General features: G+C 58.7%; 16 protein-coding genes and 2 pseudogenes. 9 read left to right on the top strand and 9 right to left on the bottom strand.

The window, feature by feature from the left end; genetic code table 11:
* The first annotated feature begins 223 nt into the window (after positions 1–223).
* Positions 224–664 carry a hypothetical protein gene (locus tag N0Q91_RS22950; RefSeq protein ID WP_275598348.1) on the top strand — a complete coding sequence of 147 codons (441 nt, stop codon included), beginning with the start codon at positions 224–226 and terminating at the stop codon, positions 662–664.
* A gap of 21 nt (positions 665–685) precedes the next feature.
* Here N0Q91_RS22950 and N0Q91_RS22955 read toward each other — a convergent pair whose 3' ends face one another.
* Together N0Q91_RS22955 and N0Q91_RS22960 are read right to left on the bottom strand one after the other, a co-directional pair.
* Positions 686–1,330: a helix-turn-helix domain-containing protein gene (locus N0Q91_RS22955; protein WP_275598349.1), complete on the bottom strand. Its 645-nt coding sequence runs from the start codon at positions 1,328–1,330 to the stop codon at positions 686–688.
* A 121-nt stretch (positions 1,331–1,451) separates the two neighbouring features.
* Positions 1,452–1,691 carry a hypothetical protein gene (locus tag N0Q91_RS22960; protein ID WP_275598350.1) on the bottom strand — a complete coding sequence of 80 codons (240 nt, stop codon included), beginning with the start codon at positions 1,689–1,691 and terminating at the stop codon, positions 1,452–1,454.
* Between the two features lie 187 nt (positions 1,692–1,878).
* Here N0Q91_RS22960 and N0Q91_RS22965 point away from each other — a divergent pair, with 187 nt between their 5' ends.
* A complete protein-coding gene (locus N0Q91_RS22965) occupies positions 1,879–3,636 on the top strand; it encodes a hypothetical protein (RefSeq protein ID WP_275598351.1) in 1,758 nt (585 codons plus the stop codon).
* Positions 3,637–3,681: 45 nt separating this feature from the next.
* Here N0Q91_RS22965 and N0Q91_RS22970 read toward each other — a convergent pair whose 3' ends face one another.
* On the bottom strand, positions 3,682–4,821 hold the full coding sequence (locus tag N0Q91_RS22970; protein ID WP_275598352.1) for an AI-2E family transporter: 1,140 nt from the start codon (positions 4,819–4,821) through the stop codon (positions 3,682–3,684).
* Positions 4,822–5,230: 409 nt separating this feature from the next.
* On the opposite strand from N0Q91_RS22970, the gene N0Q91_RS22975 reads away from it, so the two are divergent.
* The 4 genes and pseudogenes from N0Q91_RS22975 to ppk2 all read left to right on the top strand — a co-directional run bounded on the left by N0Q91_RS22975 (position 5,231) and on the right by ppk2 (position 8,288).
* Entirely contained in the window at positions 5,231–5,734 is a 504-nt protein-coding gene (locus tag N0Q91_RS22975; RefSeq protein ID WP_275598353.1) for a hypothetical protein, read from the top strand.
* A gap of 3 nt (positions 5,735–5,737) precedes the next feature.
* Positions 5,738–6,967: an HlyD family secretion protein gene (locus N0Q91_RS22980; RefSeq protein ID WP_275598354.1), complete on the top strand. Its 1,230-nt coding sequence runs from the start codon at positions 5,738–5,740 to the stop codon at positions 6,965–6,967.
* A 16-nt stretch (positions 6,968–6,983) separates the two neighbouring features.
* Positions 6,984–7,262 (top strand): annotated as a pseudogene (locus N0Q91_RS22985) (SulP family inorganic anion transporter); the annotation flags it as partial.
* A 168-nt stretch (positions 7,263–7,430) separates the two neighbouring features.
* A complete protein-coding gene (gene ppk2 / locus N0Q91_RS22990) occupies positions 7,431–8,288 on the top strand; it encodes a polyphosphate kinase 2 (RefSeq protein WP_275598355.1) in 858 nt (285 codons plus the stop codon).
* A 128-nt stretch (positions 8,289–8,416) separates the two neighbouring features.
* On the opposite strand, the gene N0Q91_RS22995 is transcribed toward ppk2, so the two are convergent.
* The 5 genes and pseudogenes from N0Q91_RS22995 to arcA form a co-directional block, all read right to left on the bottom strand.
* Positions 8,417–8,887, bottom strand: coding sequence for a histidine kinase (locus tag N0Q91_RS22995; protein ID WP_275598356.1), 471 nt, complete (start codon positions 8,885–8,887; stop codon positions 8,417–8,419).
* A gap of 121 nt (positions 8,888–9,008) precedes the next feature.
* Positions 9,009–10,502 (bottom strand): Na+/H+ antiporter NhaC family protein, encoded by a 1,494-nt coding sequence (locus N0Q91_RS23000; protein WP_275598357.1) that lies wholly within the window; start codon positions 10,500–10,502, stop codon positions 9,009–9,011.
* A gap of 1 nt (position 10,503) precedes the next feature.
* Positions 10,504–11,467: pseudogene (gene arcC / locus N0Q91_RS23005) on the bottom strand (carbamate kinase).
* A 2-nt stretch (positions 11,468–11,469) separates the two neighbouring features.
* Positions 11,470–12,474 (bottom strand): ornithine carbamoyltransferase, encoded by a 1,005-nt coding sequence (locus N0Q91_RS23010; protein WP_275598358.1) that lies wholly within the window; start codon positions 12,472–12,474, stop codon positions 11,470–11,472.
* A 37-nt stretch (positions 12,475–12,511) separates the two neighbouring features.
* Positions 12,512–13,741 (bottom strand): arginine deiminase, encoded by a 1,230-nt coding sequence (arcA, locus tag N0Q91_RS23015; RefSeq protein ID WP_275598359.1) that lies wholly within the window; start codon positions 13,739–13,741, stop codon positions 12,512–12,514.
* Positions 13,742–14,095: 354 nt separating this feature from the next.
* On the opposite strand from arcA, the gene N0Q91_RS23020 reads away from it, so the two are divergent.
* From N0Q91_RS23020 to N0Q91_RS23030, 3 genes are all read left to right on the top strand, one after another.
* Positions 14,096–14,542: a hypothetical protein gene (locus N0Q91_RS23020; RefSeq protein ID WP_275598360.1), complete on the top strand. Its 447-nt coding sequence runs from the start codon at positions 14,096–14,098 to the stop codon at positions 14,540–14,542.
* 71 nt (positions 14,543–14,613) lie between these two features.
* Entirely contained in the window at positions 14,614–15,996 is a 1,383-nt protein-coding gene (locus N0Q91_RS23025) for a DUF3300 domain-containing protein (RefSeq protein WP_275598361.1), read from the top strand.
* A 20-nt stretch (positions 15,997–16,016) separates the two neighbouring features.
* On the top strand, positions 16,017–16,967 hold the full coding sequence (locus tag N0Q91_RS23030) for a DUF2950 domain-containing protein (protein WP_275598362.1): 951 nt from the start codon (positions 16,017–16,019) through the stop codon (positions 16,965–16,967).
* Positions 16,968–17,466: 499 nt separating this feature from the next.
* On the opposite strand, the gene N0Q91_RS23035 is transcribed toward N0Q91_RS23030, so the two are convergent.
* On the bottom strand, positions 17,467–18,405 hold the full coding sequence (locus N0Q91_RS23035) for an amino acid ABC transporter substrate-binding protein (protein ID WP_275598363.1): 939 nt from the start codon (positions 18,403–18,405) through the stop codon (positions 17,467–17,469).

Raw genomic sequence — 18,405 nt, forward strand, 5'->3', positions numbered from 1 at the left:
CGCTCCCGCAACTATCGGTTTAACTTGGATGCCGCTCCCGATTGTGTTGCTGGGAATTGTCGGCCGCTCTTGATTTCAATCAACGACGACAATAGTGGGGCGAGCCTAAGGTAACTGCAATGCGCGAGATTGAGGAACTCTTTCCGAAGACTATTCCGGGCAGTCACACTGGGGCCAGACGCTGCCTGCTGGTCGTTTCGGCGAGAACATATGGAGACCACGGATGCGAGCACTGCTGGTCATTTCGGTTGCCCTACTGCCATTCGGGGCAGAGCATTCCAACGCCACTGCAGCAGATGAAGCTACTCAGGCTTCAACCGAATACGTTCCAACTCTCCGCGAGATCATGACAAGAATCGAGCTTGATCGCTCCAAACTGTGGTATTCCGTGAAGCTGAGGAACTGGATGCTCGCGCGCTACCAACTTGGGCAAGTCAGAGCGGGATTCAGCGATGCCACGCGCTTTCATCTCCTGCCGGCTTCGGAAGTCGCCAGCACTCACAAGGTTGCGGCTTTGGTTGAAAGCTCCATAAAAGCGAAAGACTACAAGTTATTTGAAGAATCTTTTGCCGAGATGACGGCCGAATGTAACAATTGCCACAAGGCAGTGGGAAAGTCTTTCCTGCACGTTGGGGCGCCCAAAGTACCTTCACCGCTGCAGTAACAAGACCACAATCGGGGATCACTAAAGACATAAGTTCTGAAGCACATGGTATTCCACGATCTCGATGCCCCGAGCACCGTACAACTTGATAATGCGCTTGTTCTTGAGCTTTGTAAGAGAACGCGAAACCGTCTCGATCGTGAGCCCCAGGTAGTCGGCAACATCGGCACGGGGCATCGATAGTTCGAACCTATGCGAATGACCCGAACGATCCGACATTTCCAACAGAAATGCCGCGACCCTTTCAAGGGCGCTTTGGCGGCCAATTACCAGTTGATGTTCTTGAGCAGCCATGAAGTTTTCCAATACCACCGGCAAAAGGCCCTGCCATATATGCGGATCTTCTTGGAGGCTGACGCTCTTCACACCAGTAATACCTATCGCTTCCGCGGTTGAGCGGTGTCGGTCCGCGGTTTGCAAGCCGAACCAGTTTCCTCCAAAATGGAATGCAAGAATTTGCCGTCGCCCGTTCGCAAGCACGCGGTACACGCGGACCGCCCCGAATTCTACTCGGTAGGCTTGGCCGGCCCTTTCGCCAGAAGTGTAAATGCTCTGTCCATCGACGAAACCGCTGATTGGTCTCGACTCGACTGTCCCATGCGTGTGCGGTCCAATGGGGACGGCATGCATGCGCGGCCCCGAAGTCGCCAATCTCGATTCGTTCATTGCTCGTCTCCCATGGCCCTGATGCGGCCCTTGTGTTCTGCCACGCTGAAACGGCCGCCCGACACCGACGCTGATGTCCGGCTATGGCAGACAATCTCTGCAAATCCGATTGGGTCCTTCGTCAGGTGAGGCCCTTCAGTGGCCCGAGCGCCTGCTCAATTTCAGCCGCCAGGCTCTCCACCAAGCTCTCGAATTCAGCTCGGAGCTCCTCGCGAACATGGATAGGTAGTTGACTGGCGTGGGCGAGCGCATTTTCAGCGGCTGCGAAGTCCTCGCACATGCCCCTGAAGCTCTCGTCGCGAATCGACAATTCCCTAATCTGCAGTGATCGCGCCGGAAATCGGCGCAAAGCCGCTGCCAAGCCGTGTTCCTTGTCACGCCCCCCGCTCGCGCGTTCATTTCGCTCCTCCCCACCGGGTTCGAAATGAAGTACAACTTTAATTTATTGCCTTATGCTTATATTGCTCTTTGGCCGGGTGCGGACGTAATATACAGGAGTTTACAATGCCGCTGGACACAATCATACATTGCGTCCATTGGGGGCGGACATGGCAATCCTAAGCCAGCAGGGCGTCCGGGGCGAACCGAAAGCTGCTCTACCCACCGACGCTGAAATCCTTGCACAACTCGATCGAATTCGGTTCAGCGCCGAGTTCGAAGCTCCGGAACGGGCGCGCAAATTTCTGGCGTATATCATTGAGGAGACCGTCGCAGGCCGCGCCGACCGTATAAAGGCCTATTCGATCGCAACCGAAGTCTTTGGCCGAGACTCCTCTTTCGATGCACAAATGGATCCGGCCGTACGGATCGAAGCGGGCCGTATTCGACGCGCGCTCGAACGGTACTACCTGGTCGCGGGCCGCAACGACCCGATCGTCATACGAATCCCGAAAGGCGCTTATGTGCCGACCTTCGAAAGGCACGCCAGCGCTGGAACCGAGACCACTCTCCGGCCCTCCGCGGACGCGGAACCAATTTCTTCCGCTGAACGCCCTCGGCGGTCATGGACGTGGGGCGCGATTGCAGCGCTTGCTTTCGCTCTCGGTGGTCTCGCCGCAAACACCCTGCTCCACCCTACAACCTCCGCAGAAAACGCCTCGAACAGCGACCGTGTTCGGCCAAACATCCCGAAGCTGGTTGTCACACCATTCGAGGATCTCTCCGGAACACCGCAGTCAGCCATGATCACACGGGGGCTTGCCGACGAGGTCGTTGGCAGGATCGCCAGGTTCAAGGAGATCATCGTCGTCACCCATGAGAACACAAGGGACTCACCGGAGACAACCGACGATCCCGCCTATGCGCTGGAGGGGCGAGTTAGGATCGATGGTGAAAGGCTTCGGCTTGGGATAAGGCTTGTTCGTCGATCCGATCGATCGGTGGTGTGGGTGAGCAACTACGATGAAAGTTTAGAAACGAATAAGATCATCGATCTTCAGGAGAAAGCCGCCGCCGCGGTGGCAACCGCTGTGGCACAACCCTATGGCGTGGTCTTTCAGGCGAACGCGACGCAGTTCACACACTCGATACCCGACGATTGGGAAGCATATGCCTGCACCTTGGCCTATTACGGCTATCGCGGTGATTTGAACCCGCAAACGCATGGGTCTGTTCAAGAATGCCTCCAGGAGGCGACTCGACAATTCCCAAACTACTCCACAGCTTGGGCGCTCTTGTCGATGACCTATATCGACGAGCTTCGATTCCGCTATCGCCTGGACTCATCGTCATCGGTATCGTTGGAGCGGGCGATCGAGGCGGCGGCTCGGGCCGTTGAACTGGATCCGCAGGACGTGCGGGCTCTGCAGGCCCAAATGCTCACTCTGTTCTTCCGTGGCGAAGTCGATGCGGCCCTGGCTGTCGGCGCGCGTGCGTTTGCCATCAATCCGAACGACACTGAACTCGCCGGCGAATATGGTTTTCGCCTCGCGCTTTCCGGTCAATGGCGCCCCGGCTGCGAGCTAGTGTCCGAGACTGTGGCGCGGAACCCCGGTCCGGTAGGATATTTCGAGGCAGCTTTGGCGGTCTGTTCCTATATCAACGGCGATTATGCAGCCGCTGAACGCTGGGCACACCTGGCCGACCTTCGCGCCAATCCGATCTATCGCGTCATATTGCTTGCCATTCTAGGAAAGCTCGGGAAGTCGGACAAAGCACGTGAGGAGCGCAAGTGGCTGGAAGCGAACGTACCTGGCTTCCTCAATAATATCCGAAAGGAGGTCGCCTTACGGATTCGCCGCTCAGAAGACCAAGAACGCTTCATCGAGGGTTTGCGTGAGGCGGGTGTTTCAATACCGGAAATGTAAGCCAACAATCGTTGCCGAGTACAATCCAATTCGAGCGAACAATTCTCATGTTGCACGCGATGATCGTGAAGACGCAGCCATCGCCCTTTCCGCCGCGGTATCCGGACGCATCCAGATCATCAGCAAATCGTGGAACACACTGAGGATTATCGGTCCCAGAAACAGGCCGATCACGCCATAGGAAAGCGTACCCCCGAGCACCCCTAGCATTATGACAAGCGGCGGGGTTGAAAGCCCGCGAGCCACGAGGATCGGCTTCATGACATTGTCAATGATGAAGAGGGGCATGAGCAAAAGTGTGAGCAAGAGGGCCGGTCCGAAGTCCATTTGCACCCAGGCCCAGATCATCACTGGCAGTAAAACCGGCGCAGGCCCGATCTGCACGATGCAGAGGATGAGGACCATGAAGGCGATCGCACCGGGTGCGGGAACCTTGAACATATGTAGCACCAAAGCGCAGAGAAACGCCTGCAGCAGCGCGACGCCGATGACGCCGCGGGCTACGTTACGGATCGTTGCCACCGCCAGCCGGACGAAACCGATGCCTCTGTCCCCACCCACTCTGTCGGCGAGACCTTCCGCGGTCTTCGCGAGACGTTCCCCAGACCTGAAGAGAAATCCGGCAACAAGGACGGAAACCACGAAACCGAGCAAGTCGACGCCTATACTTGCGAGCTTGCTCAAAACCTTGGTTCCCGCCTGTAGCAGCGACGGCTCGAATTGCCTCAGAGCGGCCTCAAGGTTGTTCGATGCCATGCTCCAGCCAGCATGAATTCGTTCGCCGACCAGTGGCCATTTGCGGATACTTTCCGGCGGTATTGGTACCAGCAGCGAACCATCGTCCAGCCTTGCAAGCAACGCCTGGACCCCTTCTGCAAAGCTGACGGTTATGGCCGCAAGCGGGCCGGCGATGATGACCAGACAGACTAGCGTAATCAGGGTCGCTGCCAAGCGAGGCCGCTGTCCTAGCATGACTGAAAGAGCGAAGTAGGCCGGATAAAGAGCGACCGCCAGGATAGCCGCCCAGATAAGGATGATCGCAAACGGGGCAATCAGAGTCAGTGACCAATAGGCGAATAGTCCGACGATGCCGATCCGCGCGATCTCCGTGATCTTCGCCTCGATCGATGGTCGACCGACCGAGTCGTCCCGGACCGGACTCGTTCGGGATGGATCCTTATCCATTCTCGCGCCCTCGTTCGAAGAGCAGAAAAGAGCGATCCGGCGAGCGGCCGAAACGCCTGCGAGCGTCCGCTGTTCGCGCCTCGTTCCGCCCTCGCCCGATCGATTCGATCGATGCTACGCCCCCTGCGGCCGAGTTGCAGTAACATACCGTAGCATACGTCATGCCAATGTTTTCCAACTGGATGCCACTGTTTAGAACTAGATGGAGACGATATGAACTATGGTGGGGTGGTAACAGGCCGAGCGTCACACTAGACGACTTTGACTGCGATCAATGCCAGCCGCACATTTTCGCGTATCATTATGCTTGTATAATCAAGACGATGGATTTCGCCTCTGCCTGCTTTGGCTTTGAGCGTTCGCCGCAGCAATTGAGTTCTTGCCGGCTCGGAAGAAGGGGAGCGCAGAGATGGAAGATTCCTTGCACCCGGCTGCAACCAGTCATTTGCCACCATTCATCACCGCGCCGGGGGAGACGGACGTCCTTTTCAATGTAATGATCGTGTTCGTGCTGCTCATGGTCTTTCTAGTCGGCATTCTGTATTTACGGCTGCACGCACTTCCCGAGCACATGGCGCACGGCGCAAGTAAGACGCAGTTGCAGATCATCGGCGCGTTGGGGCTGATTGCACTCTTCACTCACAATCACCTATTTTGGATCGCCGCGCTGTTGCTCGCCATGATCGAGTTTCCGGACTTTGCCTCCCCTGTCCGGTCGATCGCCCGCTCCCTCGCCAAAATAGCACGCCGCGAAGGCCGCGAAGATAGAGACGCGCGCGAGCCGCGAGAAAGAGCGGCGGCGCCTCAGCCGAAAACTCCCCCTTCGGAGTCGCCGACGATGAGCGAGCCACAATGGATGCCGCTCGAAATCGCGCCGGCGATCCACGACGACAAGATCGAGCGGAGGGGGTGAGCCATGCTGGAGTTCCTGATTTGCTCGCTGCTCACCATCTTCCCTGACTATCTTTTCCGCCGCTATGTGCAGGGCAAGCGCATCGGCCACGAAATCAATCTTTATTCTATGTGGTTTGAGCTTCGTTACGGCATCACCGCCTGCGTTATCCTCACCGTATCGCTGATAACAATGATCTTCTACTTTCATCCGTCGACCAGCAACGTTACCGCTATCTTCCGCACAATCACCATCCTGCCGGAGTCGAACGGCCGAGTGGCAGAGGTCTATGTCGCCACCAACGAGAAGGTGGCGGCCGGCGCTCCGCTCTTCCGTCTCGACAACAGTGAGCAGCAGGCGGCTCTCGAAACTGCACGGCGGCGCGTCACGGAAATTGAAGCCGAAACGACCGTGGCGAGAAGTGAGCTCGCCTCCGCCGACGGCTTGATCGCTCAGGCGGAGGGGGCCTACCTCCAGGCGCTGAACGAGCTCGAGACGCAGGTCGAATTGAACGAGCGCAACCCCAACATTGTGGCGAGACGCGAAATAGAGCGGTTGCAGGTCGCCGCCGACGGCCGCAAGGGCGCGCTTGCTGCGGCTGTTTCAAGCAAGCAGACGCTCGAGACGAAGATCGCCTCCCTCCTGCCGGCCCAAAAGGCGAGCGCCGAAGCGGCGCTTGCCCAGGCTCAGGTGGAACTGGACAAAACGACCGTACGCGCCGGCGTGGCCGGCACCGTTCAGCAATTTTCCCTTCGTTCAGGCGACATCGTCAATCCAATGATTCGCTCGGCTGGCATCCTCGTGCCTGACGGACGGCGTATCGGCCTAATCGCCGGTTTCGGCCAGATAGAGGCCCAGGTGATGAAGGCCGGAATGATCGCCGAGGCGACCTGCATCGGCAAACCATTCACTATCATCCCTATGGTGGTCACCGAAGTCCAGGAAGTTATTGCTGCCGGCCAATTCCGCCCGACGGATCAGCTCGTCGACGCGCAGCAGTTGGCCCGCCCTGGTACCCTGACGACCTACCTCGAGCCGCTCTATGAAGGCCAGCTTTCCGGCATCCCACCCGGCAGTAGCTGCATTGCCAATGCCTACACGAGCAATCACGAAGAGCTGCATACTCCAGGGATCAGCACGACCCGCTGGCTGTACCTGCACGTCATCGACGCAGTTGGGCTCGTACACGCGGCTATCCTTCGGCTGCAGGCCCTGCTCTTGCCCGTCCAGACGCTGGTCTTGACGGGACATTGATGCGGAGGCCGGCCGAATGCGTCTGTCCCTCCCCCGCCCCGCCTTCATTGCACAGCTCGATAACTATCAGGAGGGCTGGCTGCGCAGTGACATCTCTGCCGGGCTTGCCATTGCCGCCGTCGGTCTGCCAAGCGCCATCGCTTATCCGGCAATAGCTGGTCTTCCTCCCGAGAGCGGCTTCTATGCCAGTATCACTCCGCTGATAGCCTACGCGCTTTTCGGCCCCTCACGGCAACTCATCGTCGGACCGGATGTGGCGACGATGACCATGCTCGCCGCGGTCCTTACCGCAGTGTTTCCCACGCCGGGCTGCCAGCTTCGGCTCGGGTGCCCGCGCCATGCTCGAACGCGCCGGCGTCATCGACAAGATCGGCCGAGCGATGATTTTCGAGGGAATGGAGGACGCGCTCCTCGCCTTTGAAATAGGAAACCTTGGTAGCAACCAAGAGTAACGGAGGGAAGGATGGGCAAACACAAGGACAACAAAAAGAGGAACAACTACTGGAACCCGGAGAATAACGAGTCGAGCGAGACGCAAGAGGCCGAGAGGCGGTTGAATAGTGACTACGCCAAGGAGCTCGCGCGATTGCAGGAGGAGATCGCCCATCTTCAAGCCTGGGTGAAAAGGACCGGTGCCCGCATCGTCATCGTGTTCGAGGGGCGCGACGCCGCCGGCAAAGGCGGCGTGATCAAACGGATCACCGAGCGCGTCAGCCCGCGCGTCTTCCGCGTCGTCGCTTTGCCGGCGCCAACCGACAGGGAGAAGACGCAGATCTATATGCAGCGCTATATTCAGCAGCTTCCGGCGGCCGGCGAAGTCGTGATCTTCGATCGCTCCTGGTACAACAGACCCGGTGTCGAGCGCGTTATGGGCTTCTGCAGCGAGGAGAAGGCCAAGCGGTTCCTTGAATTAGCACCTCGGTTCGAGGCGGCGATGATCGAGAGCGGCATCGTCCTGCTCAAATACTTTCTGGATGTCAGCGAAGAGGAGCAGGAGCGTCGCTTCCGCCAGCGTATCAATGATCCGCTGCGCCAGTGGAAGCTCAGCCCAATGGACGTTGAATCCTATCGCCGCTGGTGGGATTTTACCCGTGCCTATGACGAGATGATCCGCATGACCGACACCGATTATGCCCCTTGGTGGATCGTTCCTTCCAACGACAAGAAGCGGGCGCGTATCAACTGCATCGCGCACATTCTTTCATCGATCCCCTATGAACGTGTGAAGTTCGAGGAACCCGATCTCGGGAAGCGCAAGAAACGGCCCGACAGCTTCGTCCAAGATACCAGAATCCGCCGGACAGTGCCGAACCTTTTCTGAATGCCGGGGGTCACTTCTGAAGGATGACTGCAGCGGTCCAGTCAAGCGTCGGCTTGGCGCGAGGCGGCTTCGGTCCTGTGAAGTGCCGGACCCGCACGCTTGACGGGCGTGGAGCGTAGGGCTGCGACTCAGACCTTGTCTGGAGCCCAGTTCAAAAAGAAGCCTACGTCACCGGGGATGCCGTCGGGGAAGCTAATGATCATCGCCTTCAACTTGTAACCCTGCGGCTTGCCGTAGGTCTGATACCGCTCGAAGAACTCTTTAGCTTTGCCTTGGAGCGTCTGTGGCCAATCTCGATCGCCACTATTAATCGCACGACCGCTGTCGGTGCAAAGTGCGGAGGGAAAACTATAGACCATCGCTTCGAATTTACCGTCCTTGACCGCGTTCGCAACCAACCGGCGCACCATTGCGATCTCCGCGTCGGTGACATGCTTCTTGAGGAATTCCTCAGCGAATTCGGCGTGTTTATGCTCCTCCAGCGCCTTTAGCTTTCGCTCCTTGTCCATTTCCTCCATTTCGCGCTTGAGGACCTGCAGGCGAAGCTCCTCTGCGCTTGGGGGTCTCGTATCCGCATTCAAGTCTTTCTGTTCCGGCATCGCGTTTCTCCATTTTAAGTCCAGAGGACGGAAGAGTTTGTAATCATGGGAAACATGGCTGCATGTTTTGCATCAACCCGCGCTGTTTTCACGTTGCCTAGGCTGTGCTCGAACCTCCCGATTATGCAGGCGCGGGGCTTGTCTGCCTGGCCTCTGGCACCTTCGCCCTCACTATACGCCAGCCAAGAAACCCAAACGCGACGGCGAGTAATGGGCTCAAAATATTGAAGAAGCAAAAGCCAGCGTAAGCGGCAGTTGGGATACCAAGAGTCGCGGCCATGTACGCGCCGCAACTGTTCCACGGCACAAGTGGCGACGTGACGGTCGCCGAGTCTCCCACCACTCGCGAAAGCATGACGGGCGCCAAACCGCGTGAGGCGAATGTTGGACCAAACACTTTTCCTGGGATGGCGACCGAAATATACTGATCGGATGTTATCAGATTCGAAAGGATTGACGTGCCCACGACGGTCGAGATGAGTCCGGCAGCCGACTTGGTTCGCGCGACCAAAGGCTCGACCAATCGCTTCAGCAAGCCCGCGTACTCCACCACTGCGCCAAAGGCTAAGGCCGTAATGATGAGCCAGACCGTGTTCATCATGCTGGACATGCCCCCTCGGGTCAGAATGAGGTCGATGGACTTCTCACCGGTTGAGGAGATGTAGCCATTGGCGAGTGCCGACCAGGCGCCCTTCAACAGAGCAAGTCCCACAGGCAGGTCGGGCGCGGCGGCAAAGGCCGCGACGCTCTGCGGGTTATGCAGAACAGCGACGATGGCACCCGCGAGCGCGCCTGCGAAGATCGCGACGAAAGGTGGCAATCGGAATAAGGAGAACAGAAAGACCAGCAAGAGAGGGAGAAAGGACCACAGCGACACACTGACTGTGCCTTCGATCTTGGCGAGCGCTCCTGTGGCGTCGAAATCGGTTGGCTGTCCGAGGAGCGCGAAGAGAAGCAATGAGATTAGAAGGGCAGGTATCGAAATCCAGAGTGACTCGCGGATGTGGCCGTAGATGTCGGAACCAGCCGTTGCAGTCGCAAGGTTCACCGTGTCCGAAAGCGGTGAGGCCTTGTCGCCGAAATACGCTCCCGAAATCACGGCTCCTGCGGTGATCGCGGGCGACAGTCCCATATTGGCCGCCACGCCCATCAGTCCAATGCCGATCGTCCCGGCGACTGTCCAGGAACTGCCGATGCTAAACGCAACCACAGCGCAGACAAGCGCGGCCGTCGCGTAGAAATAGGTCGGATTGAGCAGCTTGAGCCCAAAATAGACCATCGAGACGATGGTACCGCTCATCGCCCAGGTGCCGATGAGCGCCCCAACGGCGAGAAGGATGAGGATCGCCGGCAGTCCGGCTGCGATGCCTTCGATCACCGCCTGACGAATGCCGGCCCATGGCAACCCGTTCTTGTAGGCAACCGACGCGGCAACAATGCCGCAGAACAGCAAGGCCACCTGATTGGGACCGGATGATGCATCGTTGCCGAACAGTACGAAGGAAAACGACAGAAGGATTACGAGCGTGATACAGGGAATGAGTGCGTCGACCAATGACGGCGCAGTTGGGCCGCCTTGCGGGGCCGCGGAGTCGTCGTGGACGATGTCGTTCATGTTAGCTCCCAATGGACGCCATGTTCCGTTCATGCCACGTGATGTCGGGGAAACTCGGGCTGATGATGGTGCCCCGCTCGCCTTTGAGAATTGCGCCAATGTCCTGCAGTGCGCCAATCGCGGCGGTCTGCCCGGTTTGCCTGGCGAAATGGCAGGCGGCTTCCACCTTCGGACCCATAGAACCCGCTGGAAAAGAATAGGCTCCAAGCTTCTCCGGGTTCGTCTTGAATATCGCCTTCTGCTCGGCTGCTCCCCAGTCGGTGAACACGGCTTCCGCGTCGGTCGCCATTATGAGCAGATCCGCCGTGAGCTCGCGTGCAAGCAGCGCTGAGCAAAGGTCCTTGTCGATGACCGCCTCGACGCCCCCGAGCACCCGCTCATTGTCTCGATCGTACATGGTTGGGATACCACCGCCCCCGGCGCAGATCACGATAGTTCCCTGATCGAGCAACCAACGTATCGGGCGAATCTCGAAAATCCGCCTGGGAATAGGAGATGGAACCACCCGGCGCCATTTGTTGCCGTCCTGCTTGAAGACCCAACCTTTTTCTTGATGGATTTTTGCTGCCTCCTCCGCCTCATATACAGGGCCGACGAACTTCGTTGGATTCTGAAACGCCGGGTCGCTGCCCTCGACCTCGACCATCGTCAGCAATGTGGCAAGCGGCTGTTCGAACGGGAGACGATTGCCAAGCTCCTGCTCGAGCATGTAGCCGATCATGCCCTCGGTTTCTGCACCGAGCACATCGAGCGGATATGCCTCGTCCGGTTTGTAGGCTGCACCCTGGAGGGCAAGGAGTTCCCACTTGGGGTCCGTTGCCATGCGTGATCACGATCTGGTGCTCGGCAGCAATTGGAGCGATTGCGTCGGCTGCGATCCTGATGTTACGGCGCTGCACATCCGCGGTCATCGGCTCGCCGCGTTTGAGGAGGGCATTGCCGCCTAATGCGATGACGACACGCATGCTCAATCTCCCAGCGTTGCGACAAGCAGGGCCTTGATCGTGTGCAACCGGTTCTCCGCCTGCTCGAAGGCGATGTTCGCTTCGGACTCGAAGACATCGTCGGTCACCTCGAGACCGTTGTCCATTCCGTAGTCGCTGGCGATCTGCTTTCCGAGCGTTGTCTCGGTATCGTGAAAGGCCGGCAGGCAATGCATGAACTTGATCTGCGCGTTTCCGCTCGCCCTCATCAAATCCGCATTGACCTGGTACGGCGTCAGCAACTGGATTCTCTCTTTCCAGACTTCTTTCGGTTCGCCCATCGATACCCATACGTCGGTGTGAATGAAATCGGCGCCCTGCACAGCCGCCTCGGGTTCGTCGGTGACTGTCAGCCGCGCTCCCGATTTTTCTTTAAGTTTCTCGGCGATGCTTCGATATTCTTCTGAGGGCCAAAGTGACCGAGGGCCACATATCCGCACGTCCATTCCAAGCAGACAGCCCACAATCAGCAAGGAATGCCCCATGTTCGACCTTGTATCTCCCACATACGCATACTTGATGTCGGCGATGGGCTTGTCCGCATGTTCACGCATGGTCATCACATCGGCGATCATCTGCGTCGGATGATATTCGTCGGTTAGGCCGTTATAGACCGGCACCCCCGCGTATCGGGCGAGCGTCTCCACACCGTTCTGGGAAGCACCGCGGTATTCTATGGCGTCATACATGCGCCCGAGGACGCGCGCCGTATCCTTGAACGATTCCTTGTGACCGATCTGCGAACCAGCAGGATCCAGGTACGTAACGTTGGCACCTTGATCGGAGCAGGCAACTTCAAAGGCGCATCTGGTACGGGTCGACGTCTTTTCGAAGATGAGACAGATTTCCTTCCCCTCCAGGTGCTTTTGCTCCGTTCGCGCATATTTCGCACGCTTCAGATCGCGCGCGAGATCAAGGAGGTAACGAAACTCGCGCGGCGTGTAGTCCTGCACCGTCAGAAGCGAGCGATTGCGAAGATTGAAACTCATGATGCTGCTCCATCGCCAAGTCAGGATGAGGAATTCTTCAATAGGCCGGCTCTCGCCAGATGGGACATGTCATGCAATGGCCGCCACCTCGCCCTCGCCCCAGCTCGGCACCGCGGATGGTAACGACCTCGATGCCGGCCTTTCTCAGAAGCGTGTTCGTATGTGTGTTGCGGTCATAGGCGACGACGACGCCGGGTTCGAGGGCGACGACGTTGTTGCCGTCGTCCCATTGCTCGCGCTCAGCCTCATAGGCATTGCCGCCGGTGGCGACGGTTCTGAGCTTTCGAATGCCCAGCGCCTCGCTGACGACTTCGAGCATCGGACGGTCTTCGGCGCGCACCTCGAAATTGCCATCGTCATCGACGGGGTACAGGCTATAGCAGCGGATCTGGTCCACCACGTCGGCGAAAAGCGTCACGACGTCACGGTCGCAGAAACTGAATACCGTATCGAGATGCATCGCGGCCCGACTCTTCGGCATCAGGCAGCCGATGACCTGGGTCGCTGCCCTGTTGCTGAACAGGGCCTTGGCCAATTGCCCGACCGCCTGGTAGGTCGTCCGCTCCCCCATTCCGACGAGCACGGTGCCATTGCCGATTGGCATAACGTCCCCGCCCTCCATCGTCGCATTGGCGAACTGCTCGTCCGAGTCGCCCCACCAGATGTGGAAGTCGCCTCCCTTGAACGTCGGATGAAACTTATAGATCGCCCGCTGCACCAGCGTTTCGGCACGGCGCGCGGGCCAGAACATGGGATTGCACGTCACGCCGTTATAGATCCAGCAGGATGGATCGCGCTGGAAAAGCGTGTTTGGAATGGGCGGGATTACAAATTCCAGTCCCCCGAAGGCGCCAACCATCAGCTTCTTGCCCCTGCCCTCGGGAAGGTCCGCAATGGCAATTCCGCCGATGAGGTAAGCGGCGAGCTGTTTCGTATCCATCTCATCGAGCCACGGGCGCATCGCCTCGGCGATCTGGGAGCCCATAACATTGGGCGTTATCCGACGATCGAGGACGAACTTGCGCGCATCCGCATGCGCGAGGGTCTCGGCCAGGAGATCATGGAGTTCGAAGACCTCGACGCCTCTTTCCTGCATCTTCAGAACGAAATCGAAATGATCCTTCTGAGCTTCGTGAACCCAGATGACATCATCGAACAGCAGGTCGTGGCAATTGGCCGGGGTTAGTCGTTGATGCGCCAAGGATGGTCTGCACACCATCACGGTTCTGAGCTTACCGACTTCCGAATGAACCCCAAAGTTGCGCATACGCGTCTCCCCCTTGAACCGGAGCCTTTAGCAACTTGACCCACCCACGCTCAGAGCGGGCCTATCTTTCCAATCGACCGCAAATAGGCGGAGTCGCGAGCAGTACGACCACTCCGGCGAGCCAGATTTCGACCCCAATGACAAGCAAGGACACAAGGACGTAAAATCCAAACGCTCCGAGAATCTGTCATCGTCCGCGGCTGACGGAATGCAGCATGATTGAAGACGCCTCTTGCGCTATCGTCGTGTTTTCCTCCAAGTCGCCTTAAGTCATCGCATTCATGGGACCCAGGTCGCCAGGCAAGGCGGCGTGCGTCGGTAAGACGCGCCCGTTCCACTTCTCGAATTTTAGGAATGGACCGTCGGCATGTCATTGATTTGAGACAAATGGCGGCCGACCACGCCGGTTTTTCGGCAACCTCGGTTGGTGCTCCAGTAGGCGTGGACGTAATTTTGTCCCGTGTTGATTGCGATCAACGACCTGCCCTTCGGTTACATAATAAAAAGGAGGAATTGCCTGCAGGCAGGAGGGATTTGACAATGTGCAAGACTCCGAAAAAACGAGCGGTGATGATTGTCCTTTCGCTGGTGTTAGGTGCCGCGGCGCCCGCTGGCGCAGACGAGTACTACGAGGGCATCGACATAAACCAGCGCACGGTAGACGGTCAGCGAGAACCTATTAACAAGTACCTCCTCAAGCGCAGAGGCGCGACACAAACGCCGGATACGGGCGCCACGGGTACAATTAATAAACAGGTGAAGCCACCTACCAGGCCTTCTGCAACCAACGCTCAACCATGAACCAAGTCCGGCGTGACGATATTGGTCGCGCATCGCCAACCCGTTCGTGAAGCTCGGGCCCGGGGAGGAAAATGGACAAACAGCGGCTTCTCTTTCTTTGCCGCGCCACGGCAATTGCTCTGGCGCTCCTGACGCCTGGCAGTCTCGCGCTGGCCCAGCAAAGCCCTCCACCGCCTACGCCCGCCGAGGCGGCGCCCGAACCGCTCAGCGACGATGAACTCGAGGTTCTGGTCGCCCGAATCGCGCTTTATCCGGACCAGCTGGTGGCACTGGTCTCGGCCGCTTCGCTCTTCCCTCTGCAAATTATCGAGGCGGAGCGCTTCCTTCAGGCCCAGAAGAAAAACCCCGACCTGAAGCCGAAGGAAAGCTGGGACGGCAGCGTGATCTCGCTTTTGAACTATCCAGAGATCGTCAAGATGATGAGCGAGGACCTCGAATGGACCCAGAGCTTCGGTGCGGCGATTGCCAACCAGCAGAAGGACGTGCTGATCGCCATCCAACAACTGCGCGACGAGGCGGTCGCCAAGGACATCATCAAGACCGACGACAAGATGACGGTGGTCGAAGAGGGTGACAACATCATTATCCAATCAGCGAACCCTCAAACGATTTATGTGCCGCAGTACCCGCCGGAGATGCTCTACGAGCCGGGCTACGCGCCGGTGCCGATTGATTATTACGACGAGCCCCACCCGGCCTATTGGTATCCCGGCGCGGCCTTCTTCGCAGGCGCCGTGACCGGCGCGATCTTCGGCGCCATCGTCGACTGGGACGACTGGGGTGTCTGGGGCGGCGACTGGGACGGCGACATCGACGTCGACTGCAACAAGTGCTTCAACAACATCGATTTTGACGGCAAACTCAACTTTAACGATATCGACTGGAAGAATGTCGACCGCAGCAAGCTCAGCTTCGACCGCGACCAGCTAAATAAGTTCGACCGGACGAACCTCAAGAACAACATCAAGGCCAAGGGCGACAACAACCTACGTAACCGCGCCGCCGAGATCAACCGGCAGCGGCCACAGGCGCGCCCGGGCGGCGGAGGCGGTCAGCTCAAGGACGTGCGCAAGAGCACGCTCGAAGGACTGAAGGCGCAGCCGAGGCGGGAAGCCGCCGCCCGGCCGGGCGGCGGCAAGGCAACGGCCAAGGCAAAAGCCGGCGGCAACAAGCCGAGCGTCAATCGGCCGAAGGGCAAGAAGCCCTCGGCTAACCGGCCGGCGGGGAAGAAGAAGATGGCCTCGAAGGCGCAGAACCGGCCAAAGAAGCCGTCGGGCCTCGGCAACGTCAATCACGGCCGGCGCGAGGTCGCTTCATCGCGGCGCGGCGGCCATAGCATGGGTGGCGGTCATCGCAGCGGCGGAAGGCCGCAGATGAGCCGCGGTGGCGGGCGGCCTCCGGTGGCCCGTGGCGGCGGTGGCCGCGGTGGCGGACGCGGCGGCGGCAGACGTTGACCGGGCACGGGAGAATGATCATGAGCAAGCTCTTTCATCCGCTTCTTTTTGGACCGACGATCGCCCTCACGCTCGCGGTCGCATCCATCGATTTGAGCTTCGCGCAGGTTGAGCCGCCGGAAAACATTGAAGACTACGCCGCGGCCGAGGATCCGCCGGTATTCGATGATCCGGTCAAGGCGGTGGAGGCGTTGAGATCGACACTTGCCGCCAATGATTTCGACGGCGTCGCCAAGCTGCTCGGTCTCGACGCGGCAAAACTCAGGACCGGCGAAGGGGCAATGGACACCTTCACGCAGATTCGCGAGGGTGCAGCCCGCAATATCCGTGTTCGCGATCTGGAGGGCCGCAAGGTCATCGAGATCGGCGATCGGCTCTGGCCACTGCCGTTTCCGATCAGCAAGGGCGAGGATGGTAAATGGGCCTTCGACACCTATGTTGGGCTTGAGGAGATCGTCAACCGCCGCGTCGGCGAGAACGAGCTGGAGGCGATTGAGACGGCGCGCGCCTATGTCGAGGCCCAAAAGGATTACGCCAATCAGGATCGCGACGCCGATGGGGTGCTCGAGTATGCCCAGAAGCTGATCAGCAATCCTGGCCAGACCGACGGCCTCTACTGGCCGGCCGATCAAGGCGATGGCGAGAGCCCGGTCGGCGACGCTATCAGCGAGGCGGCTCTGGAGAGGGCCAAGGCCGGTGAAGGCTATTTCGGCTACCGCTACCGCATCCTAACGTCACAAGGTGACAACATCGCCGGCGGCCGGTACGACTATATTATCAACGACAACATGATCGCCGGCTTCGCGCTGATCGCCTGGCCGGTCCGCTATGCCGAGACGGGCGTCAAAACCTTCCTCGTCAACCAGCAGGGCATCGTCTATGAACGTGACCTTGGCCTTAGTACCGATACAATCGTGCCCTTCATCGACCGCTTCGATCCGGATGAGAAATGGACCGTGGTGAACGATTAAGCCGGCCGCAGGTGCCTCTATGCTCCTCACGTGATGGGTAATCCCGAGCAACGTGGCACCGTGTACCGCTTTTGCGCTCCGGAGGAGTTGTCATTACGAGATTCGACAAGCGCCCCTCCTTGCCCTCATCGTCTTCGTTCCCATCGCCATCCTTATGGAACGGCTTTCGCCAGAGGCGCATAACCCCGCTGTTTCTTCTGTCGGTCGTGGCCATCGGTACTCGCCGCTGTATCGTACATCCGTGTCTCGCCTTTTCCATGAGAAGAAGACGTCATCGGTCTCGGCGTTTGCACCCGAAACGGTGGCGCCCCCGATGGCACCTTCGACGACCGTTGCCAATGCGGACCCTGGCTCGCAACGATGTGCATCATGGCTGCGTTCATCACCGTTCCGATCGCATCGCCGCAGCAAAGTTACTCGCCCGTCTATCTCCTGCCGAAAACAGAACCGGGAGCCTATCGAATCGCTGCCGGTGATTGCAGGTGGAAACCGGACCCCCTCATTCAGGCAGAGCCGCTTGCCGGAAAAACGTGACAACCGACTCGTCCGGTGGACCAAACCACTCCGTGAACAACGCGCGAAAGTCCTCCGAGCGGTAGGCACCGCTTAGTGCTCTGTCTACTACGAGCCGAAAATCCTCGTCATAGCGCGCCAATACCAGTCCCAGTGGCTCGTAAGTGAAATGACGTTTAAGCACGATCAGGTTGCTCGAATTCTCGCTGCGCGCGGCGGCATCAAGAAGCAGAGGCAGGTCGCCGAAAACCACGTTGGAGCTGCCATTCAGAACACTTTCAATCCCCTGATCATACGTCGAGACTGGCGTCACGGTGGCAGAGAGCTGGAAAGTTTTGATGCGCTCCGAGAGCCAGCCTTCGCTGGTGGTGCCAGCAATCGGTGAAAAAGTCTTGTGCTCTAGTAGAGTTCTCGCTGGCGAGCCCCGCCAGATAGGCCGATCGGAGGGTTGACCATAGGTCAGGACCTCACGCAGGGCCAAGGGAGCGCTCACGCTGAGCAAAGCACCCGTTCCGCTCGGGAATATCGGGATGGAGAAGGAAACTTCCTTACGGCGTGTTAACGTGATCGGTTCTGCACCGCAGAAAAGGTCTATGGATTGGTCCTGCACAGCACGGTAAGCGGCATCCTCGCTGAGCGGGATCCATTCGATCACCAGGTCGGTACGTCCAAGTTCGCCCTTAAGCTCGTTAGCCACCTGTGTGCATAGCGTTATGGAGTAGCCTGCCGCATTGTCGCCCTCGTCTTTGAAGGAAAAAGGTCTCGCGTTCGGATCGTAACCGAGCTTGACGGCCGCCGCGCTACGGACGCGGTCAAGGGTCTGCGCCCGCCCAGCACTCGGCAAGCCGACAGCAACAGTCGCTGCCAAAAGCCCACCGATCCAGAACCCTCTGCTCGGGTAGTTCGTGGTTCGCGCAAACAGCAT

Source organism: Sinorhizobium prairiense (assembly GCF_029201645.2).
Lineage (GTDB): Bacteria > Pseudomonadota > Alphaproteobacteria > Rhizobiales > Rhizobiaceae > Sinorhizobium > Sinorhizobium meliloti_A.